This window comes from Candidatus Thermokryptus mobilis (genome assembly GCF_900070205.1).
Classification (GTDB): Bacteria; Bacteroidota; Ignavibacteria; order Kryptoniales; family Kryptoniaceae; genus Kryptonium; species Kryptonium mobile.
On sequence record NZ_FAOO01000022.1, the window covers coordinates 5,546 to 23,655 of the forward strand.

The 18,110-nt window shown below is 39.5% G+C and carries 13 protein-coding genes and 1 tRNA gene; 6 read left to right on the top strand and 8 right to left on the bottom strand.

The genetic code is table 11. The annotated features are described in order from the left end of the window. The first annotated feature begins 250 nt into the window (after positions 1–250). Genes FKZ43_RS10265 through FKZ43_RS10285 form a run of 5 tightly spaced genes read left to right on the top strand, consistent with a single transcriptional unit; the run spans position 251 to position 2,996 of the window. The gene (locus tag FKZ43_RS10265; protein ID WP_140945805.1) at positions 251–544 is read left to right on the top strand and encodes a DUF1844 domain-containing protein; all 294 of its coding nucleotides are present in this window, start codon (positions 251–253) and stop codon (positions 542–544) included. Positions 545–561: 17 nt separating this feature from the next. Next, entirely contained in the window at positions 562–1,452 is an 891-nt protein-coding gene (locus FKZ43_RS10270; protein WP_140945806.1) for an NAD(+)/NADH kinase, read from the top strand. Positions 1,453–1,460: 8 nt separating this feature from the next. Then, the gene (locus FKZ43_RS10275) at positions 1,461–2,015 is read left to right on the top strand and encodes an HD domain-containing protein (protein WP_140945807.1); all 555 of its coding nucleotides are present in this window, start codon (positions 1,461–1,463) and stop codon (positions 2,013–2,015) included. Continuing rightward, positions 2,012–2,554 carry a DedA family protein gene (locus FKZ43_RS10280; protein WP_140945808.1) on the top strand — a complete coding sequence of 181 codons (543 nt, stop codon included), beginning with the start codon at positions 2,012–2,014 and terminating at the stop codon, positions 2,552–2,554. The genes FKZ43_RS10275 and FKZ43_RS10280 overlap by 4 nt, the downstream gene beginning before the upstream one ends. Beyond that, positions 2,541–2,996 (top strand): QcrA and Rieske domain-containing protein, encoded by a 456-nt coding sequence (locus FKZ43_RS10285; RefSeq protein WP_140945809.1) that lies wholly within the window; start codon positions 2,541–2,543, stop codon positions 2,994–2,996. Before FKZ43_RS10280 ends, FKZ43_RS10285 begins: the two co-directional genes overlap by 14 nt. A 4-nt stretch (positions 2,997–3,000) precedes the next feature. Here the strand turns inward: FKZ43_RS10285 and FKZ43_RS10290 are convergent, their stop codons facing one another. Together FKZ43_RS10290 and FKZ43_RS10295 are read right to left on the bottom strand one after the other, a co-directional pair. Continuing rightward, entirely contained in the window at positions 3,001–6,150 is a 3,150-nt protein-coding gene (locus FKZ43_RS10290; protein ID WP_140945810.1) for a PAS domain S-box protein, read from the bottom strand. A gap of 1 nt (position 6,151) precedes the next feature. After that, positions 6,152–7,126 (bottom strand): formimidoylglutamase, encoded by a 975-nt coding sequence (locus FKZ43_RS10295; RefSeq protein WP_140945811.1) that lies wholly within the window; start codon positions 7,124–7,126, stop codon positions 6,152–6,154. A 43-nt stretch (positions 7,127–7,169) separates the two neighbouring features. On the opposite strand from FKZ43_RS10295, the gene FKZ43_RS10300 reads away from it, so the two are divergent. Then, a tRNA-Gly gene (locus FKZ43_RS10300) sits at positions 7,170–7,242 on the top strand. Between the two features lie 5 nt (positions 7,243–7,247). Here FKZ43_RS10300 and sixA read toward each other — a convergent pair. From sixA to FKZ43_RS10330, 6 genes are all read right to left on the bottom strand, one after another. Next, positions 7,248–7,757: a phosphohistidine phosphatase SixA gene (gene sixA, locus FKZ43_RS10305; RefSeq protein ID WP_140945812.1), complete on the bottom strand. Its 510-nt coding sequence runs from the start codon at positions 7,755–7,757 to the stop codon at positions 7,248–7,250. Next, the gene (locus FKZ43_RS10310) at positions 7,754–9,625 is read right to left on the bottom strand and encodes a S9 family peptidase (protein ID WP_140945813.1); all 1,872 of its coding nucleotides are present in this window, start codon (positions 9,623–9,625) and stop codon (positions 7,754–7,756) included. Before FKZ43_RS10310 ends, sixA begins: the two co-directional genes overlap by 4 nt. 136 nt (positions 9,626–9,761) lie before the next feature. After that, positions 9,762–10,781, bottom strand: a complete 1,020-nt coding sequence (locus FKZ43_RS10315; RefSeq protein ID WP_140945814.1) for a PorV/PorQ family protein — start codon at positions 10,779–10,781, stop codon at positions 9,762–9,764. A 63-nt stretch (positions 10,782–10,844) separates the two neighbouring features. After that, positions 10,845–14,123 (bottom strand): T9SS type A sorting domain-containing protein, encoded by a 3,279-nt coding sequence (locus FKZ43_RS10320; RefSeq protein WP_140945815.1) that lies wholly within the window; start codon positions 14,121–14,123, stop codon positions 10,845–10,847. Between the two features lie 26 nt (positions 14,124–14,149). Next, positions 14,150–17,167, bottom strand: a complete 3,018-nt coding sequence (locus FKZ43_RS10325; protein WP_140945816.1) for a TonB-dependent receptor — start codon at positions 17,165–17,167, stop codon at positions 14,150–14,152. Positions 17,168–17,179: 12 nt separating this feature from the next. After that, positions 17,180–17,848 carry a DUF4397 domain-containing protein gene (locus FKZ43_RS10330; protein ID WP_140945817.1) on the bottom strand — a complete coding sequence of 223 codons (669 nt, stop codon included), beginning with the start codon at positions 17,846–17,848 and terminating at the stop codon, positions 17,180–17,182. Between the last annotated feature and the right edge of the window lie 262 nt (positions 17,849–18,110).

The window sequence follows — 18,110 nt, forward strand, 5'->3', positions numbered from 1 at the left end:
TAGGCAATATCAAATCGCGGTAAACACACCTCCTTATTTTATTTTTGCTATTTAGGCAGGTGCTTACAAACCAGAGAATCTGTCTATTAAGTCTATCTTCAAGGTGCGCTTCCAAGAAGCAAATTCACCTATAATATAATAAAAAATTTATCGCTTGTCAAGAGGGACAACCCATAAAAACAGCAAAGTTGATTTTATAAAACACATTTTGTAAAATTTAACAAAAGCAAATAAAGGTCTTACAACAAAAATGAAAGATATGAGTTTGTTTGAACAACTTGTCTTTATACTATACACTCAAGGATGGGAACAACTCGGTAAAATTCCAAACCCTATAAGTGGGAAAATCGAGAAAAAACTTGACGAGGCGAAATTTACAATTGAACTCCTTGACATGCTTAAAGAGAAAACAAAAGGAAACTTAACAGAAAACGAAATGAGATTCCTTGAATACTCAATCTCTCAACTCAAGATAAACTACTTCTTTGAGGTTGAAAACGAGAGGAAACAAAAAAACGAAACCACTCAAAAAAATGAATCATAAATAAAAACCACATTTCAATGAGATTTGGCATAATTGGAAACATCAAAAAAGAAGCACTTTATGAAGTTGTTCTAAACTTAACAAGACAACTTGAAAAAGATAAAATTGAATTCATCGTCCAAAAAGAGATCGCCGAAGGGATAGAGCAAAGATTCTCTCACAGCGTTGACCCGAGGTTGGAATTAGATGAACTTATTGAAAATTCAGACATGATAATTTCTCTCGGCGGTGACGGAACGATACTTTCAACAGCTCGTATCATCGGGCATCGCCAAATTCCAATACTTGGTGTCAACCTCGGAAAACTTGGCTTCCTTGCTGAGGTCTTGCCAAGCGATGCGTTTGAATTCATAAAAAGGATTTGCAAAGGCGACTACAGAATTGAGGACAGAATGGTTCTTGAGGCAAAAGTCAAAGAGGAAGGTGTAATCTATTTCGGTCTAAATGATATCGTCATTGATAAAGCTGGCTCAACAAGGGTGGTTGATATAGAAACCTACATAAACGACGAATATCTCATAACTTACACCGCAGATGGATTAATAATATCAACACCGACTGGTTCAACAGCATATTCACTTGCAGCCGGTGGTCCAATTGTCACACCATCAAGCGAAGTTATAACATTAACACCAATTTGCCCACACACATTGACGGCAAGACCAATCGTCATCCCAGACGATAGCATAATAAAAGTTAAAATTGAATTTTACGACAAAGAAATTCTGCTCACAGCAGACGGTCAAATTGAACACAAACTTAAACCACCAGTTGAAATTTTAGTTAAAAAGGCGGATTACAAAATTAAACTTGTAAAACGCCCTGAGGTAAGCTACTTTGACCTTTTGAGGTCAAAACTTATGTGGGGAAAAGATTTAAGGGTTAAAGGAAACAGAAAACAAAAATAGGAGGTGAAATGCCAACATATGAAGATGCATTAAAACTTCTCTTTGAATACACTGAAAGTGAAAACTTAAGAAAACACGCCTTCGCCGTTGAATCAGCAATGAGAGCATATGCAAAAAAATTTGGAGAAGATGAGGAAAAATGGGCTATCGTTGGACTATTGCACGATTTTGATTATGAAAAATTCCCAACACCAGACCAACACCCATGGGTTGGCTCAAAGATACTTGAAGAAAGAGGTTATCCAGAAGACATAAGAAAAGCAATACTTGGACACGCAAATTATACCGGCATCCCAAGAGATACGCTTATGGCAAAAGTCCTTTACGCTTGCGATGAACTCTGCGGTTTTATAACAGCAGTTGCACTTGTAAGACCAAATAAAAAACTTGATGAGGTCACAGTTGAATCCGTAAAGAAAAAGCTAAAAGATAAAGCATTTGCAAGATCCGTAAATAGAGAGGATATATACAAAGGGGCTGAAGAACTTGGCGTACCGCTTGATGAACATATACAATTCGTAATTGACGCAATGAAATCAATAGCGGATAAACTCGGTTTATGAATTTAACAATTTACATCGGCATCGCCATCGGGATAATTTTACAGGGAGAGATCGGATTAATTGGAGCCGGACATTTGATAAGCACAGGAACTGTTAACTTTTGGCTCGTCGTCTTAATTGGAACTATTCTCTCCACTGTAAATGGGGAGTTTTTCTTCACGATTTCAAGGTTAAGTTCAAAACTTATAAAATCAAAAAAGTTGAACGATGGAATTACAAGGGCTAAAAAATTGATTGATAAATATGACGCCCCACTTCTTCTTTTTTCAAGGTTTGTATACGGGATAAGAAACCTGATACCGATTGCCTTTGCATTCACTGATATAAAACATGTTGAATTCTCAATTTTAAATGTCATCGGCGCTTTAATCTGGGCTATAACCTTCACAACTATGGGCTTTGCCTCTGGAAAAGCAATTTCTTTATTTCTTGATTTAAAAAGATATCAAATGCTAATACTCGGGATAATCTTGGGAATCGCTTTCGCAAGCGCGATGTTAAAAATTTCAAAAAGGAGGATAAACTATGAAAAAAGATAAATTATCCCGCCGTGAATTCGTCCAATTGACTGGTTCAATCTTGATCACTTCAATGACAACTTCAACGCTTCTGATACTTCTTCACGGTTGTAAAAAAGAGGATTCAAACCCAGTCCAACCACAGGATAAAACCTTCACAATAAAACTGAGAGAGCATCCAGAACTTTCTCAAGTTGGCGGGTTTAAAACATTCACCGTTAATTCAACACCAATAATTGTCTTTAGAACGGGACAAACAACTTTCAAAGCTCTTTCGCTTATATGCACACATCAGGGCTGTACCGTTAACTGGGTGAATTCATCAATGCAATTCCAATGTCCATGCCATGGCTCAAAATTTGATAAAGATGGAAATGTAATCCAAGGACCAGCGAGCAAAAACCTCCAATCTTATAGAACGGAGTATAAAAGCGACACAGACGAAGTCGTGATTTACCTTTAAAATTTCACCTTGAGACGAAACGCTCAATTATTGTTTCAATTCTCTCAAAATCGTATGGTTTCTCAATGAAGCCATTAAGTCCTTCCTCAGCCATCAGTGTTGCTGGTGATGGCTCAGTAAGGTAATATCCGCTTGTAAGAACAACACAAGCCGAAGGATTTATTTGACGAATTTTTCTGAATGTAGTTATGCCATCTATCGTCGGCAACCCGATATCAATAATTGCAAGGTCAATTTTATCAATGTTCATTTTGTAAAGTTCAATCGCTTTGTATCCATCATCAGTGTCAATCACAGTGTAACCTCTTGAAAGGAGATACTCTTTCAAAAGATATCGCAAACTCTCTTCATCCTCAACTATAAGCAAGGTTGCATGGGTAAGCTTCTCAACCTCAACTTCTAGTTTTTCTTCAACTTTCCTTTCAACCGCTGGAATAAAAATATAAAAACAAGTTCCCTCACCTAATTTTGACTCAAATGTTATATACCCGCCATGGGATGTGACAATCTTATAAACGATTGAAAGCCCAAGCCCTGTCCCTTTATCAGATGGTTTAGTTGTGAAAAATGGCTCAAAGATTTTACTTCTTATTTCCTCCGGTATCCCGATACCTGTGTCAGCAATTGAGATTTCAACATAGTCCTGAATTTTTGCGTCTGGGAACTTATGCTTAATTTCTTTATGAGAGACATTTCTCGCTCCGATTCGCAAAGTCCCACCTTCAGGCATTGCATCTCTTGCATTTATACACAGATTCATCAATGCCTGGACCATCTGTCCATAATCAACATTTATGAATTTTATAGCCTCGTCCACATAGGTTTCAACTTTTATATTTTCAGGAAAACTATGTGTCACAAGCATTTTGATCTCAGCAATAAGGTCCTTGACATCAACTGTGGTTAATTTTCCACCCTCTCTCCTTATAAAGTTCAAAAGACGCCTTGTTATATCCGCCCCTCTTTCTGCGCTCTTTCTTATTATCTCAATGACCCTCAACACTTCCTGTTCCTGTGTTGGGATTTTTCTCCTTAGAATTTTAAGCCCAGTTTGAATTGAAGCAATGACATTGTTGAAATCGTGAGCGATACCTCCGGCGATTGAACCGATTGATTCAAGCTTTTGAAACTGCAACATTTGTGCTTCAAGTATCTTCGCCTCGCTTATATCTCTCTTTATCGCAACAAAATTTGTTATGTTCCCCTTACTATCAAACAACGGGAATATCACCATCCATTCATAATATAAATCACCGTTTTTCCTCTTGTTGATCAACTCCCCTTCCCATATACCCCCACTTAATATCGTATTCCACATTTTCTCATAAAAACTCCTGTCTTGCTTACCACTTTTTAAAATTCTCGGGTTTTGACCCAGTACTTCATAAACCTTATACCCGGTCATTTTCTCAAACGCTGGATTAACATATTCAATTCTTCCCTGTGTATCAGTTATCATAACTGCTTCGGTCAGATTCTCAATAACTTTGCTAAGTTTGAAACGCTCATATTGAAGTTGTCCCTCCTGAGTCATATCTTTAGCTATCGCAATGTAACCATTTAATCTTCCATCCGATGAGAAAACTGGCTCAACATCAATAGCCAAAATTAACTCCCTTCCCCTAAAAGATTTAAACGGGAGTATCTCCCTTACCCTACCACCTGAAAACTTCAAGTTTTTAACTTTATCAATAACTTCCGGACTTAAAAAGTTGAATATATTTAAACCGACAAGACCTAAGTCAGCGTCTTGGATGTCAAGTATTCGTTTGATTTCCGGGTTAAAATAAAGAATTTTCCCTTCTGCATCTGTGTGCAAAATCCCTACCGGAGCGTTATCAAGAACAGTTCTTATAAATTTTTCCGAACTTTTCAAAAGGTCAAACAACCTTGCATTTTCAATGGCACTTGCCATTTCAGCACAAATGTTAACTCCAAGTTCAACTTCATCTTTTTCAATTTTCACATCCCTGCAAAAATAAACATCAACCCTACCAATAAATTTTTCCCTATGAACGATCGGAAAGATAGCAAAGGTTTTAATCCCCTCGCTCAAAAGAACTTCTTTGATATCAGCGGACACATTTCTTTCAGCACTTTCAACAACTATTGGAAATGTTTTCTCAAATCTATACCATGGGGTATAATTCATTAAAAACCTAATGTTCCTCTCCTCAAGCCCACGTGAGATTACACACCTAAAAGAACCATCATCGTTAATCAAAAATATAGCCATCTTATCAGCTCTAAAATTTTCAACTATCAAGTTTGAAACAACGCTCAAAATTTCATCTATATGAAGATTAAAGCCAATCGCCCTTGAAACCCTGTTAAGTATATTTAACTGCCTTAATCTTCTTATGGCTTGATTATACAGTTCGGCGTTTCTAAACGCACTTGAAATTTGAACCGAGATACGAGCTAAAAATTCCCTATCTTCCATTTTTATGCCGTCAACCCTATCGCTCTCAACATTCAAAATCCCGATAACTTCATCTCCTATCTTCAATGGCACATCAAACTCTGATCTTATGCTTGGATGCTCCTGAATGTATCTCTCATCTTTAAGGACATCAGGTGAATAAACAGATGTGCGGAATTGATAAGCGTAATTTATCAAACCTTTAGCACCAAAGTTTAACTCCGGGATGAGATATTTCTCTTCAAAGCCGATGGACTTAAGAAGGCGAAACTTTTGCTCCTCCTTGTCAACAAGATAAATTGAAAAACGATAGTATCCGAGCGAATCTTTTAAAATTTTCAAAATTTCCTCAGCCGAGTCATCAATCCTTACATTTGAGAGCAAAGCATTATCTATCTGCGAGATGACGAAATTTTCAAAGTCCTTTCTTTTCAACTTGTCAATCAATTCAATTATCTTTTGACCAAGTTCAGCAACTTCGCCCGTCCCTAATGGTTTAAGATCAACATATTGCCCCCTTAAAGATCTGTCAATGGAAATCCTGTATCTTTCAAGAGGTATTAAAACCCTCCAGATGAAAATATAAACGAATAAAATCACGATGAACAAAGTTAAGAAAATGAACAACCGCTCAGCTTCCAAATTAAAAATTTGCTGTGATAGGATTAAAAGTGATATTATAAAAACCAAAGCGAGAACAAATTTGACCCTTAAACTCAATCTCCTCTTCATTTCACTTCTCCGAGTTTAATACCCCTGTTAAAAAGTTTAATATGAAAAAAGCCACAAGGCGGGCACTTCTCCCATCAACATCAAACACCGGGTTTAACTCCGCTATATCAAGCACTTTAACATTAAAGTTTAATCCAAAGTAAAGAGCAATTTTAAAAACTTCATCAGCGCTTAAACCATCGGGATAAGTTGCGCTTACACCCGGGGCGTCGGAGTTCCTGACCGAATCAACATCAAAACTTATATGAACGGGAAAACCTTTAACCTCACCCCTTAACATTTCCAAAAACGAATAAATCCCTGCTTTTCTGATTTCATCAAGTGTAAAAATGACGACGCCATTTTCAACAGCGTAATTAAAATGCTGAATTGAATTTGCATAGTTTTGTATCCCAAGCTCAATCAATTTCTTCGGCTTAAAATCACATTCAAGGATCTGCCTAAATGATGTTCCGCTATTTCTTTGTGTCGCATCTCTGAGGTCAAGGTGAGTATCAATATTAATGACAATCCTTTCATCAAAATTTTTTGCAAAGCCAAGATAATCTGGGAAAGCAATATCATGACCACCGCCTATCACTATCGGTAAAATTCCCTTCCGAACAAACTCATAAACGACTTGTTCAAGTCGCTCGTGTATTTGTTCAAGCGTCCCATCAACCTTTAAATTTCCGAGATCAAAAATTTTCAACTCGGTTAATTGTTTTTGAAAGTTAAAATTAAAAGGTGTTAAACGATAAAAATACTTTCTGACCTCATTTGGGGCTTCTTTCGTCCCTGGTCTTCCTTTATTTCTTTTAACACCCTCATCCTGTGGAACTCCGATTATCACCACATCAACATCTTCAAATTCCTTTATCTTTCTTAAGACTATATCCCCCATCCTTGGGTCATCTTGATCACCACGGGAATAAAAAAGGGCTTCGTCTGGCGGTTCAAAAAGTTCAAAAATTTCATCTCCCTCAAAACTTGACATTTTCAATTCAAATGATTATATTTATAATGAACCTTTCCTTCCAGCGGGAGTAGCTCAGATGGTAGAGCGTCACCTTGCCAAGGTGAATGTCGCGGGTTCGAGTCCCGTCTCCCGCTCAAATTTAAACCAATTTTGTTCCACCCTCAATTAAACTTAAAATTTGTTCAGGATGAATAAACCAACGCAAATTTGCTCCCGACTGAACAAATGAAGAAATTTCAACACAAGCAACGCTATTCTTTTTAAACTCAACTCTCCTTTGAAGCCCCAAAACCCACGAAAGGAAATCCCCAAGATATGGCTCATGGCCAACTAAAAATAAACTTCCCACATGGAATGAAGCTATAACATCAAGCAAAAGTTTAAAATCAGAGCCAGGGATGAGTTCATTTATTTTTAAAACCTCCTTTTCAATTCCAAAAACCTCCCGTATTATTTCCGCTGTCTGGACTGCTCTAACAAACGGGCTCGCCCCGAGAAGTTCAAATTCAATGCTCATCCGTTTCAAACCCAATGCGACCCTTTGCGTCATTTTCTTCCCAATTTCCGTCAATTCCCTCTCAAAATCGCTCATCCCCGGCTTTTTAGCTTCGGCGTCAGCATGACGCATCAAATATAAAAGCAATCTCACAAACCCATTTTTTTATCTTTCACATATTTATCAAGAAATTCAACGACCGCTTTATATGCTTTAATTCTGTTCTTCAACTTTGCAAGTCCGTGACCCTCATCATCAAAGACAAGATATTCAACAACTCCGCCACGCGACTTTATTGATTCAACAATTTGATCCGACTCCGATTTAGGGACGCGCGGGTCATTAGCCCCTTGAATTATCATAAGCGGTGCTTTTATCCTATCAACATGATAAAATGGTGATATCTCCTTCAAAAATTCAGCGTCTTTTTCAGGGTCACCATACTCAGCCATCCTGTGCTTTTGTCTCCAAGCCCCGGTGTTTTTAAGAAATGTCAAGAAATTTGATATCCCAACGAGATCAACCCCAGCTGCCCATAAATCTGGATAAAATGTAACTGCTGCAAGCGTCATATACCCACCATAACTTCCACCATAGACGACAATCTTCTTGGGGTCAATGTAACCTGTCGTCTTCAAAAACTCGGGTATCATTGCGACATCCCTTATAGCATCTTTCCTTTTCGTCGTGTTGTCAAGTGAAGCATATGTCTTCCCATAGCCCGTGCTACCACGAATGTTAGGAGCATAAATGGCATAACCATTGTTTATGAAAAATTGATAAAGAGCTGAAAACCTCGGGAGCTCCTGTGCCTCAGGACCACCATGAATTGAAACAATAACTGGCAAAGAACTATCTTTCTTTGCATTTTTCGGAAGATAAAGATATCCCGGGATCTCAAGACCATCAAAGGATTTAAAGCGAACAAGCTTCGGTTCAACGAAAGAGGAAATCGGAATCCCAGCGGTAGAGCTATAAGTGATTTGCTTTACCTCTCTGGTCACGAAATCGTAATAGTAAATATCCTGATTTTTAACAGGACTTTGATATGTGAAAATTAACTTTCGCCCATCGTTCGTAAATCTCAATCCCCCAACTATACCACCAGATGGAAAACCAAGTTTTACAACTTTACCAGTCGTTATGTCCAATGAGTAAACCTCGCTGTAGCCATCAACATTTAAAACAAAAACAATTCTTCTTCCATCTTTTGAAAGTTCAAATGTCGTAATGTCCCAATTTGTGCTGTAGATGTAATTTAATTTTCCATCTTTAACATCAATGTAAGCAAGCCCAACGAATTCTTTCCCTTCATCTGAAAGAAGGTAAATTTTACGACCATCTACTGAAAATCTCGGGTTCATATACCTTGCTGGTTGCGTGTGAGGTGTTATGTTAACAGCTTTACCCGACGGATACTCAACTAAATAAAGGTCATTGTCAAAACTGCTTCTGTTTTGTGAGACAAGTATATATCTATTATCCGGAGACCATGCGACGACATAGTTATTGCCGTCGTTTTGCCAAATCAGATCAACCTTGCCCGTCTTTATGTTCATCACATAAACATCAAAAAATGCTCTATTTCTTTCATTTGATGTGAAAGCAAACATAGTCCCATCGTCTGACCAAGTGCCAAAGTTATAAATGACATCGTCTTTAAATGTTAATCGCTTTATCTCACTTCCATCTGACTTTAAAAGAAAAAGTTGTGTCCTTTCGTTCCCGCCCAAATCCTTCCCAAATAGAATCCAGTACTTATCCTTCGGATTCCAAGAGACAAACTGAACCCGTTCATCAAAAAATGTCAATTGCTCTGGGCAACCAGCTGAGATTCCAACTTTCCAAACTTGATTTGTCCCCGTTATATCGGTAAGATATGCGATGAACTTCCCATCTGGTGAAACTGTCGGAGCACCCGCACTTTTAATGTTAAGATATTGTTCAATCGTATAGGTTTGAGAAAACAAGGAAAGTGAAAATATGACAAAGAGGGATAAAATTTGAACTAACTTGCGCATATAGCATCAAATAATTTTGTTTTTGTCAATCACAAATTGAATTTATGAAAAATCTAATTTTTGGTCAAGAGGGGTGGGCTCTTTATGAGGAGGGTAATACCAAAAAAGGCGGGCTTAAAAGCCCGCCCCTTGCAAGTTAAAATCCAACCTTAAAATTAAACAAATGGTTTGCGCTAAAGTATGTCACCGGAACATAAGCATAATCAAAAGATACCTTAAGCCCTATCAAACTCTCCGTGTTCACACCAACGCCAAGGGTATAATTATGCCATATTGATTCAAGCTCTCCTGACTTGTTATAATTATATCCAGCACGAAGAGCTAAAACATTTCTGAAAGTATATTCAAATCCAAACTTATAGGCATCAAGCGTATAAAAATTGTTTGCCTGATATGTTCCCGTGAATCCGAGATTGTTTGCTTCACCAATTGCAAAATTATAACCAAGACCTATTTCAAACGATGTCGGCATTTGGAAAGATGCTGCTTCAACCTTATAAAATGTCAATCCCCTCTCAGAGCCCGGAACATCTGCTTGAACCCAAAGCCCGGAACCACCATATTTCATCGTCGGACCTATGTTCTTAATGACAACGCCAAGCGAAAGCCCCGGAATGTTAAGCATATTTCTGTATTGAACACCAGCGTCAAATGCAACACCAAGAGCGCTCACTCTTCCGAAACTTTCACTGACAAGATTAAAGTTTGCACCAACCGAAACCCTATCGGATAATTTTTTTGAATATGTTAAACCAACAACGAAGAAGTTCGGGCTAATTATCTCACCCGTCCCATCAGGTTGAAACTCAGTCGTCACAGGTATATCTCCAATGTTAAATGTTCTCAAAGATAAACCGACGGAGCCAAATCCAAACTTACCAACGACAGCGAGATAATTAATCCCGATATCGGCTATATAACGCCTGTAGGAGAACATCGCTTGACCATTTCCTACAAGCCAATCAACACCGCTTGGGTTCCAGGTTATTGCTTCAACTCCTTCAGCGAGCACCCCAGATGCTCCAGCCATTGCTGTATACCTCGCCCCCACTGGAATTGTAAGCTCCGGCGCTGCAGAAGTCCCCGCCTTGGACTGTGATAACGCCAAACCACAGGAGATCAAGCTTAAAACTACGATTAAATAAATTTTCCTCATAGCTCAAAACTCCACTTTTTTATTTTTTTAATAAACCGCCCCGAAACGGAGCGGTGTTTAACTTTAATAAACCGGTAAGAACTCCTCTTCCTGAACTATCATCAACTTCACAATCTTCGTCTTCCCTATATCAGGCATATCAATGTGAGCTATGTAAATACCACTGGCAACAGGCAAGTTGTTCTCGTTCCTCAAATCCCAACGCGCAAACTGCGTATCATCGTCCTTATAAATTGTCTTGACAAGAACTCCAGCAAGATTGAATATCCTTATCGTTGCCTTCTTAGGCAAATGATTGAAGGTGATATACTTTACAAGCCGATCCGTCTCCATAAGGTTAAATCCATAATACGGGTTCGGGAAAGCATTTATCTTTTCAACATCTTCTTTGGCTAATTGAATATCGCCAACTGTTGGTTTTTGCGTCACAAACTGGAATGTATCAGCAGGTGTATTAACACGATTCGGTATAAGCTGAATCGTAACATCCGCACCATACGGCTCTCTCGTCCCCCTCTGACCAAGCCATAATGCCCAAAGGACAGGATAAGCTGAATGATTTGAACCATTTGTCATAAATCCGGTCCCTGTAGATGGGTCCCACCTCGTTCCACTTGGATCATAATCATCATCCAAAATCCATATATACTCATACGGTGTAATATTTTCAGCAGGATCGGAAAGGTCCCACTGCCTATTAGCATTGCGATCGCGAACAACAACATTGAGCTGTCTCCGTGAATTTGGATCCTCTATATCATAAACTTGGAAAGGAACATCAAAGAAACCTAAATAGGTGCCGTTGCTCCAAGTTTGATACATAAATGCTTTTTGTCCTTTTGTCTCATCAAAGTAATATTTTTCACCAAAGTCATATTCTCCATTGCCATTAGCGTCATCATAACTTGTCTTCTTCGTGAACCTTATCTCAACCGATTTAAAGTCACCAGGGGCAACGCTACTACCTGTGAAGTTTGGTCCGAGATAGGCACCACCGAAGAGCAGTTCACCATGAGCGCTTGGAGCAGCTGTAAACCATCTATTAGCAGCTCCTTCAGTGACAAGCCACTCTTTACCAGAAAGTGGCGGACCCATCACTTTAACGAAGATACCATCCACAACCGGATAAGCATCATCACCTGATTGATTTGAACCACTTGCCTTTATCTTATTTTCATTTACATCAACGATGAACCAATTCCCCTCATTATCAAATCTGACTTGATAAGTATGTCCTGTTGTAATTGACGGATCAATAACTATTGCAACAACTTCTCCATCACTTTTACCCTTATGAGTTACGGCAAGTGTATCTCCAACAGTTCCGAAATATCTTGTTCCGGGTGGTGGCGATTGCGGAGTCACAGCAAGAACAACCGGGGTGCTTTCAAGAGCTCTAAACGGCGAGGTTGGATCAGGATTGTAAGCGTAAGCCGTTACAGCATAGTAATATGTCTGACCATTTACAAGCGGTCTTTGACGGATATAATCTGTTTTTAAATCAATGAAACGTTTTATCCCAGAATTTGAACCAGTTTGAACTGGGACAAGCAAAAGCACACCCGTCTTCGGGTCAATCGTTCTATCAAGTATTACAGTTACATCATTTACAAGGTCATATGTAGCTATTTTTACCGCTTCGCTCAAGCTTGCTGTTGGCGAGGGCAATTGATAAACATTATAACCCTCAAACAAGAAACCAGCTGAATTGAAGCTTTCAATTCTATTAACACTACTTTCATCCCATCCCCAATTCAAAACAACTTGACGATCAAGTTGAGCTACCTTAACATTTGGTGATGGTGGTGGTGATGGTAAAACGAAGAGATTATCATACGCAAATTGAGCATAAGAGTCATAATACTTCAAGACCTGAACGCTTGAGAGATTATCCGCACCCATAGCGCCTATTAATGCGACGACGATTTCAGCGGTATCACCAAGGGACATACTAAATGGTCCAGTTACAAGAACAATTCTTCTATCACCTGGGGGTATTTCCCTTCCGTCAATCCAACCTGTTCCTGTTACGGGGTCACCAGCAACGGCATACTTTGTCGGATATCCATCACGGAAAGCTGTCCAGAAAGGTCTATAATCTGGATAAGCCGGTCTTGGCAAACCAGCACGCATAAGGTTATACCATTCATATTGATTCGTCGGGTCGCTTATCCCAGTCCCAGCAGCGAAGAAAACAAAAGCCGACAAAGCATTTTCATTCCAATACTTATATCCCTTCCTCCACTTTAAACCGATCACCGCTGAATCATTTGGATTCCCTGTATAATAAGCTGGTCCTTGCAAAAAGTCAAAGCCAACAGCTGGTGCGGGATATCCCAGCGCTTGATAATCAGCGTCAACGGTATTCGCATTGTAAACAAAACCAAGTCCAAGAACAGAATCACAACCAGCAAGGTCATCTGAATAATTTCCAAGGTCAGGGTCTGACCACTTCACAATATACATACTATCAATTCTTGAATCCGGGTTTGAGGTTGCTGTCCCCTTGTAAATTAACCTAAATTGCTGGAAAATTATGTTATTCAAAGGATTTGAAACAGAATAAGCCCACTCTGTAACTTGAAGCTCAAGTCCTATTGAAGGCGAGCCAAAGACCTGAAGCCCAATATCTGAATTCAAATCATTTGCAACCGTCCAAACCGTCTGATGCGCCCCCGGGATTCCTGGGACATGATTTGGATTATTAGGATCAAATCCAGGTCCGTATTTCACCTGATAAGCATCCGGTCCAGTGGTGGTATACCAAGGTGCACCCTTTGAAGCAGGCCAGTCCATCCAATCGTTTTCATACTGTTGACGAACTGCAGCAACATCAGCATCTGTGACATCTTTCAGGGGTTTCTGGAAATACTCAGCTGCGTCAGCTCTTAAATCAGCGGTTTTATAATCAGGGCGAACTCTCCAAACACGTCTAACATTTGGATCAGCCGGGTCCTCAGCTTGACCTTGAGCAGTGATTTTCCCAGGTATCATACTTGTCCTATAGAAAACCCCTTGTGCTCTTAAAACGGGCAAAGACCCATCATTAACAAGCCCTCCTATCATAAGTCCTTCTCTGTAAATCATTCCAACCCCACTGCCCCTTGGAAAAGTTCCATTCCATGAGTTCCTGATAAGAGGTGGCCATCCAAGACCACCGGGGGATGATATAACTGAAATCCAGCTGGTTATATTGTTCACATTCATAATTGTCTGCGTAACCCCAGCTGCCGTTGACTTGAAGAAAAATTCCTCGCTTCTTTTCTTCAACGGATCCTCTCTACCTATTGCAAGGTTGAAGACAACGAATAACAAAACCAAAGAAATTAAAATTTTCCTCATATTTAAACCTCCGGTTATTTTATTTTTTACAATTCAATTTTAACACCCGCTCTTAATTGCCTTGGCGGACCGAAAAGGTCTTGGAGAATTCCATTAAATCTCCATTGATGTTGTCTATTTTCTAAGTTGATCGCCTTGTAAAGCTCAATATATTTCTGCCCGAATTGTTCAATAAATGTCCCACTAAGCTCTGGGTTTGTCAAGAAACCATCATCATAAGCATTGCCAGTCCTGTAATACACATTGATCACATTCTTCGTGTTGAACAAGTTCTGGACATAGACATAAAAGTTCATATTAACCGGACCAATTGATATCGTTTTATCAACTCTAAGGTCAACATTCCAAACCCAAGGTGTCCTTGAAGAATTTATCGGTTCGAGTGGTTTCCTATTCCTTGGGTCGCCATCGTTTAAAATCCCACCATCATCAGCGTCTTGCTGAGCTATACCACCTGTTGCAAGCGTAAATGGATGACCGCTGTTAAATGTTATCAAAAGATTGACGCCAAATCTTTCAAGCAAAGGTCCGCCTTCACCCTTTCCAAAGCGATAATCAATGTTAATTGATCCTCTGTGCGTTTGATTGTATGTCAATGGAACCGTCAATGTTGGTGTTATCCTTGTAATTCCAACAGCTGCCCAAGCTCCATTTGCAAAAGAGTTTGTCCCGCGAGCATCTTGCAAAGTATAATTTACTTGTGCCTGAACCCTTGCCACCCTTCTCAATCTCAAAGTGAATTCAAGCCCATAAACATTCTCAAAGTCACCATTTGCATAAATAGCATACTTTGTCCCCGCATAAGGTCCACTTGTTATAGGAACAGTTGAAACCTGAAGCTGACCTCTTACATCCTTGTAAAATCCAGTTATATCAAACGCAGCAAAGTCGGTAAATTGCTGTGAGAAACCAATTTCATATTGCGTCGTCTTAACTGGGTCTGGGTCAAAAGCAAGGGGATCGGGGATCAACTCAATTGAAGGCAGATAAACGCTCCCCGGGTAATATGACAAACCAGCGTAAAGTGATGTCAAAGCTGGTGGCTGAACAAAAATACCATATTGGAGATGGAAAACTGTTCTATCTGTCACAGGGAATGAAAATCCTATCCTCGGTTGTAAATACGCCCTTGGTTTGCCCTTCTCCAAATCAAGCAATCTTCTACTTACAAGGTCAGCAGATGGAGCACTTGGGTCTTTCAATCGCCAAGCATCAAGATATAGATAATCGTAACGAAGTCCAGCATTTATAATTATATCGCTGAACTCAATTTTATCCTGAATATAAACAGAGAAGAAATACGGATGCCTTGGTCCTGCTTCTTTTAGCTGACCGGTTTCATCTCTAATATCACTATCAATTTTTCTGCCAAATCTATCAAAGCCATAATTGTTCACATAACCACCAAGCAATCTATACAATGCGGTCTCGCTCCTTGCTGAATCTGGTCGCGAATGTAGAGCTCTAAACAATCCACCTGTACCAATTCCATAATGGCGAACCGTCCATCTTTGATAGCTTGCACCAACCTTTAACTCGTGTCTTCCCGTTTGAGATGTCAAAGCTATATTGCCACCATAATAACCCTGCTGAAACTTGCTATATCCCGCAAACAAGGTTCCTGGTCTATAGAACAAAAACCCATAAAAATCATAAGGTCTTGGCCCAACATATCTGCTGGAATATGTATAGCCATAAGCTCTTGCCACTTGCAAACTATCATCATACGCAAGAACATTGTCCTTAAAAGCCGGTTCATAGGATGTGTTCCTATAGTCAAGGAAACTAACCGACGCCTCAATGAATGTCTTCGCAGATATGAAGTAGCTTGCCTTTACATCAAGGAAAAATTCTGTCAAATCGGTAACGGGCAACCTTGCGAGATTAAATATGTTTCTAAGCGAGTTGTTTGCCCTCTCACGAGACCAGGTATAAGCCCCAGCAACCCTGATCTGCAACGGCTTAAAATCAAATGTCAATGTCCCATTCCCAGTGTATCTATTTCTCATCCTCCCTGGGATATTAGCGTCATCCCAAGCGACATAAGCAGAATCACCTTTTGTCCCTCCTCTCCTCCCATTGTCCTTCAAATATCCAAAGTTATATCCTTTGAAGAAATGAGGAATATAATCCCTGATGAAGTAATTTTCACCTGCTAAGAAAAACTTAACTTTCTCTGTTAAAAGAGGACCTCCCAATGTCACAACAAGGTCAGAATAACCGTATGAATATGTCCCAAGAAACTTCTTGCCGGGGTAATTACCGAAGTTATCCGTTTCAAATTGAACCGTGCCCGAGAACTTTGACCTTCCAGTTTTAAAAACTTGCTGGACAATTCCAGCGTTTGCGTTCCCAAATTCAGCATTATATCCACCCGCTTGAACTGAAAGTTCCTCAAGCGCCTCAGGGATTACCGTTATAAGTCCGCCCCCAAGCGCCCTGTATCTATCTCTTGAAGCAAATGCTCCACCTCTTGCCCCAGTTGATGCACCAAGTATATTAGTAACATTTGCACCCTCAATCATATATCCAACCTCATCAGACCTGCTACCCCTTATATACAATCTCCCATATTGGGCACTAACTCCAGCCTGAAGAGCAAAGTAAGTGTTAATATCTCTCACAGGGAGTTTCTCAACATCAGAAGAAGTTATAACGCGGATGGCATTTGTAGCTGATTTCTCTATCAAAGGTCTTTCCGCAACAACTTCAACAGCTTTTAATTCAATTGCAGTTGACGGCAACTCAAAGTTCAATTCCCTCGTCAACCCAGCGACAACCTGAACACCTGAAACAGTCACACTTTGATAACCAACATAAGATGCAACAACAGTGTAAACACCAGCTGGAACATTTAAAATGACATAATTACCGTTAACATCGGTTGCTGCACCAAGCGTCGTCCCCTGAATTACAACAGATGCTCCAATAAGAGGCTCTTTCGTTTCCCTATCAATTACTCTCCCAGAAATTTTACCGTATTGAGCAAATGCAAATTGAGATATCAAAACTAATAAAACGAAAATTTTAAATTTGTTTCTCATAGCTTTCCCTCCTTAATCTTCTTTGAAAAGCTTTTTTTCTAAACTTGCTCTTGGACCAAAAACTACAACCGAATATCTGCCAGCTCCATTAACCCCTGAATCCCAAGCTTTAACAACCGTATCCGTCCCAGCTATAACAGTATACTTAACAGGGAAAGAAGAAATCTCAAGATATGGGGTTCCGCCTTTAAATGCGATGTTTGTAAAAATGGAATCCTTATTGGCAAAATTTACAATGACCTTCGTAGTGCCAAGGTCAGGGCTCAAATGCAAAAACCTAACCAACGCCTTTCCACTTGGATATGGGTCGTCAAATGTGTTTCGCTCGCTTGCAAATAAAACATTTGCACCACTAACATAGAAAATTGAATACTTCTTCTCTGATTCAAGCGATTGTCTTATAGTATCCCTCCCGGCCCCGTAATCAAAGACAAAAACCCTTGAACCAGCTGGAAGGTCAAAATATTGGGAGGCATCGCCAAACGAAATCGTTGCCTTTTGAGACCCATCAACATAAACAGTCAAAGAAGTCCCGCTTCTTAAATTCACAAACTTCGCACTTGAACGATAATCAACCGGCTGAATTACAGGATTATCAACATTAATACATCCACTCCCCGAAATCAAATATAAAAAAGCGAAAATTAAAACAGAAAGGCAAACGGTAAACTTACATTTCATTTGCCACCTCCAATTTAAAGTTTTAAAATTTCCCGAGAACGAAATTTGTTCTTTTAAGGTGGGGGTGCTTATTTAAGCCAAAATTTAAATCCTTTCTAAAAATTGAGGTACTTTTTTCGTTTACTATAATATAATACCAAAATTTCAATTTGTCAAGACCCAAAAACTCGTCGAGGGCGATGGGACATGATTGATGAAAATCCAAAAAACTGTCCCTTATGACACCGACGAGATCACCGAAGACCTTCCCCTGTTAAAAAAA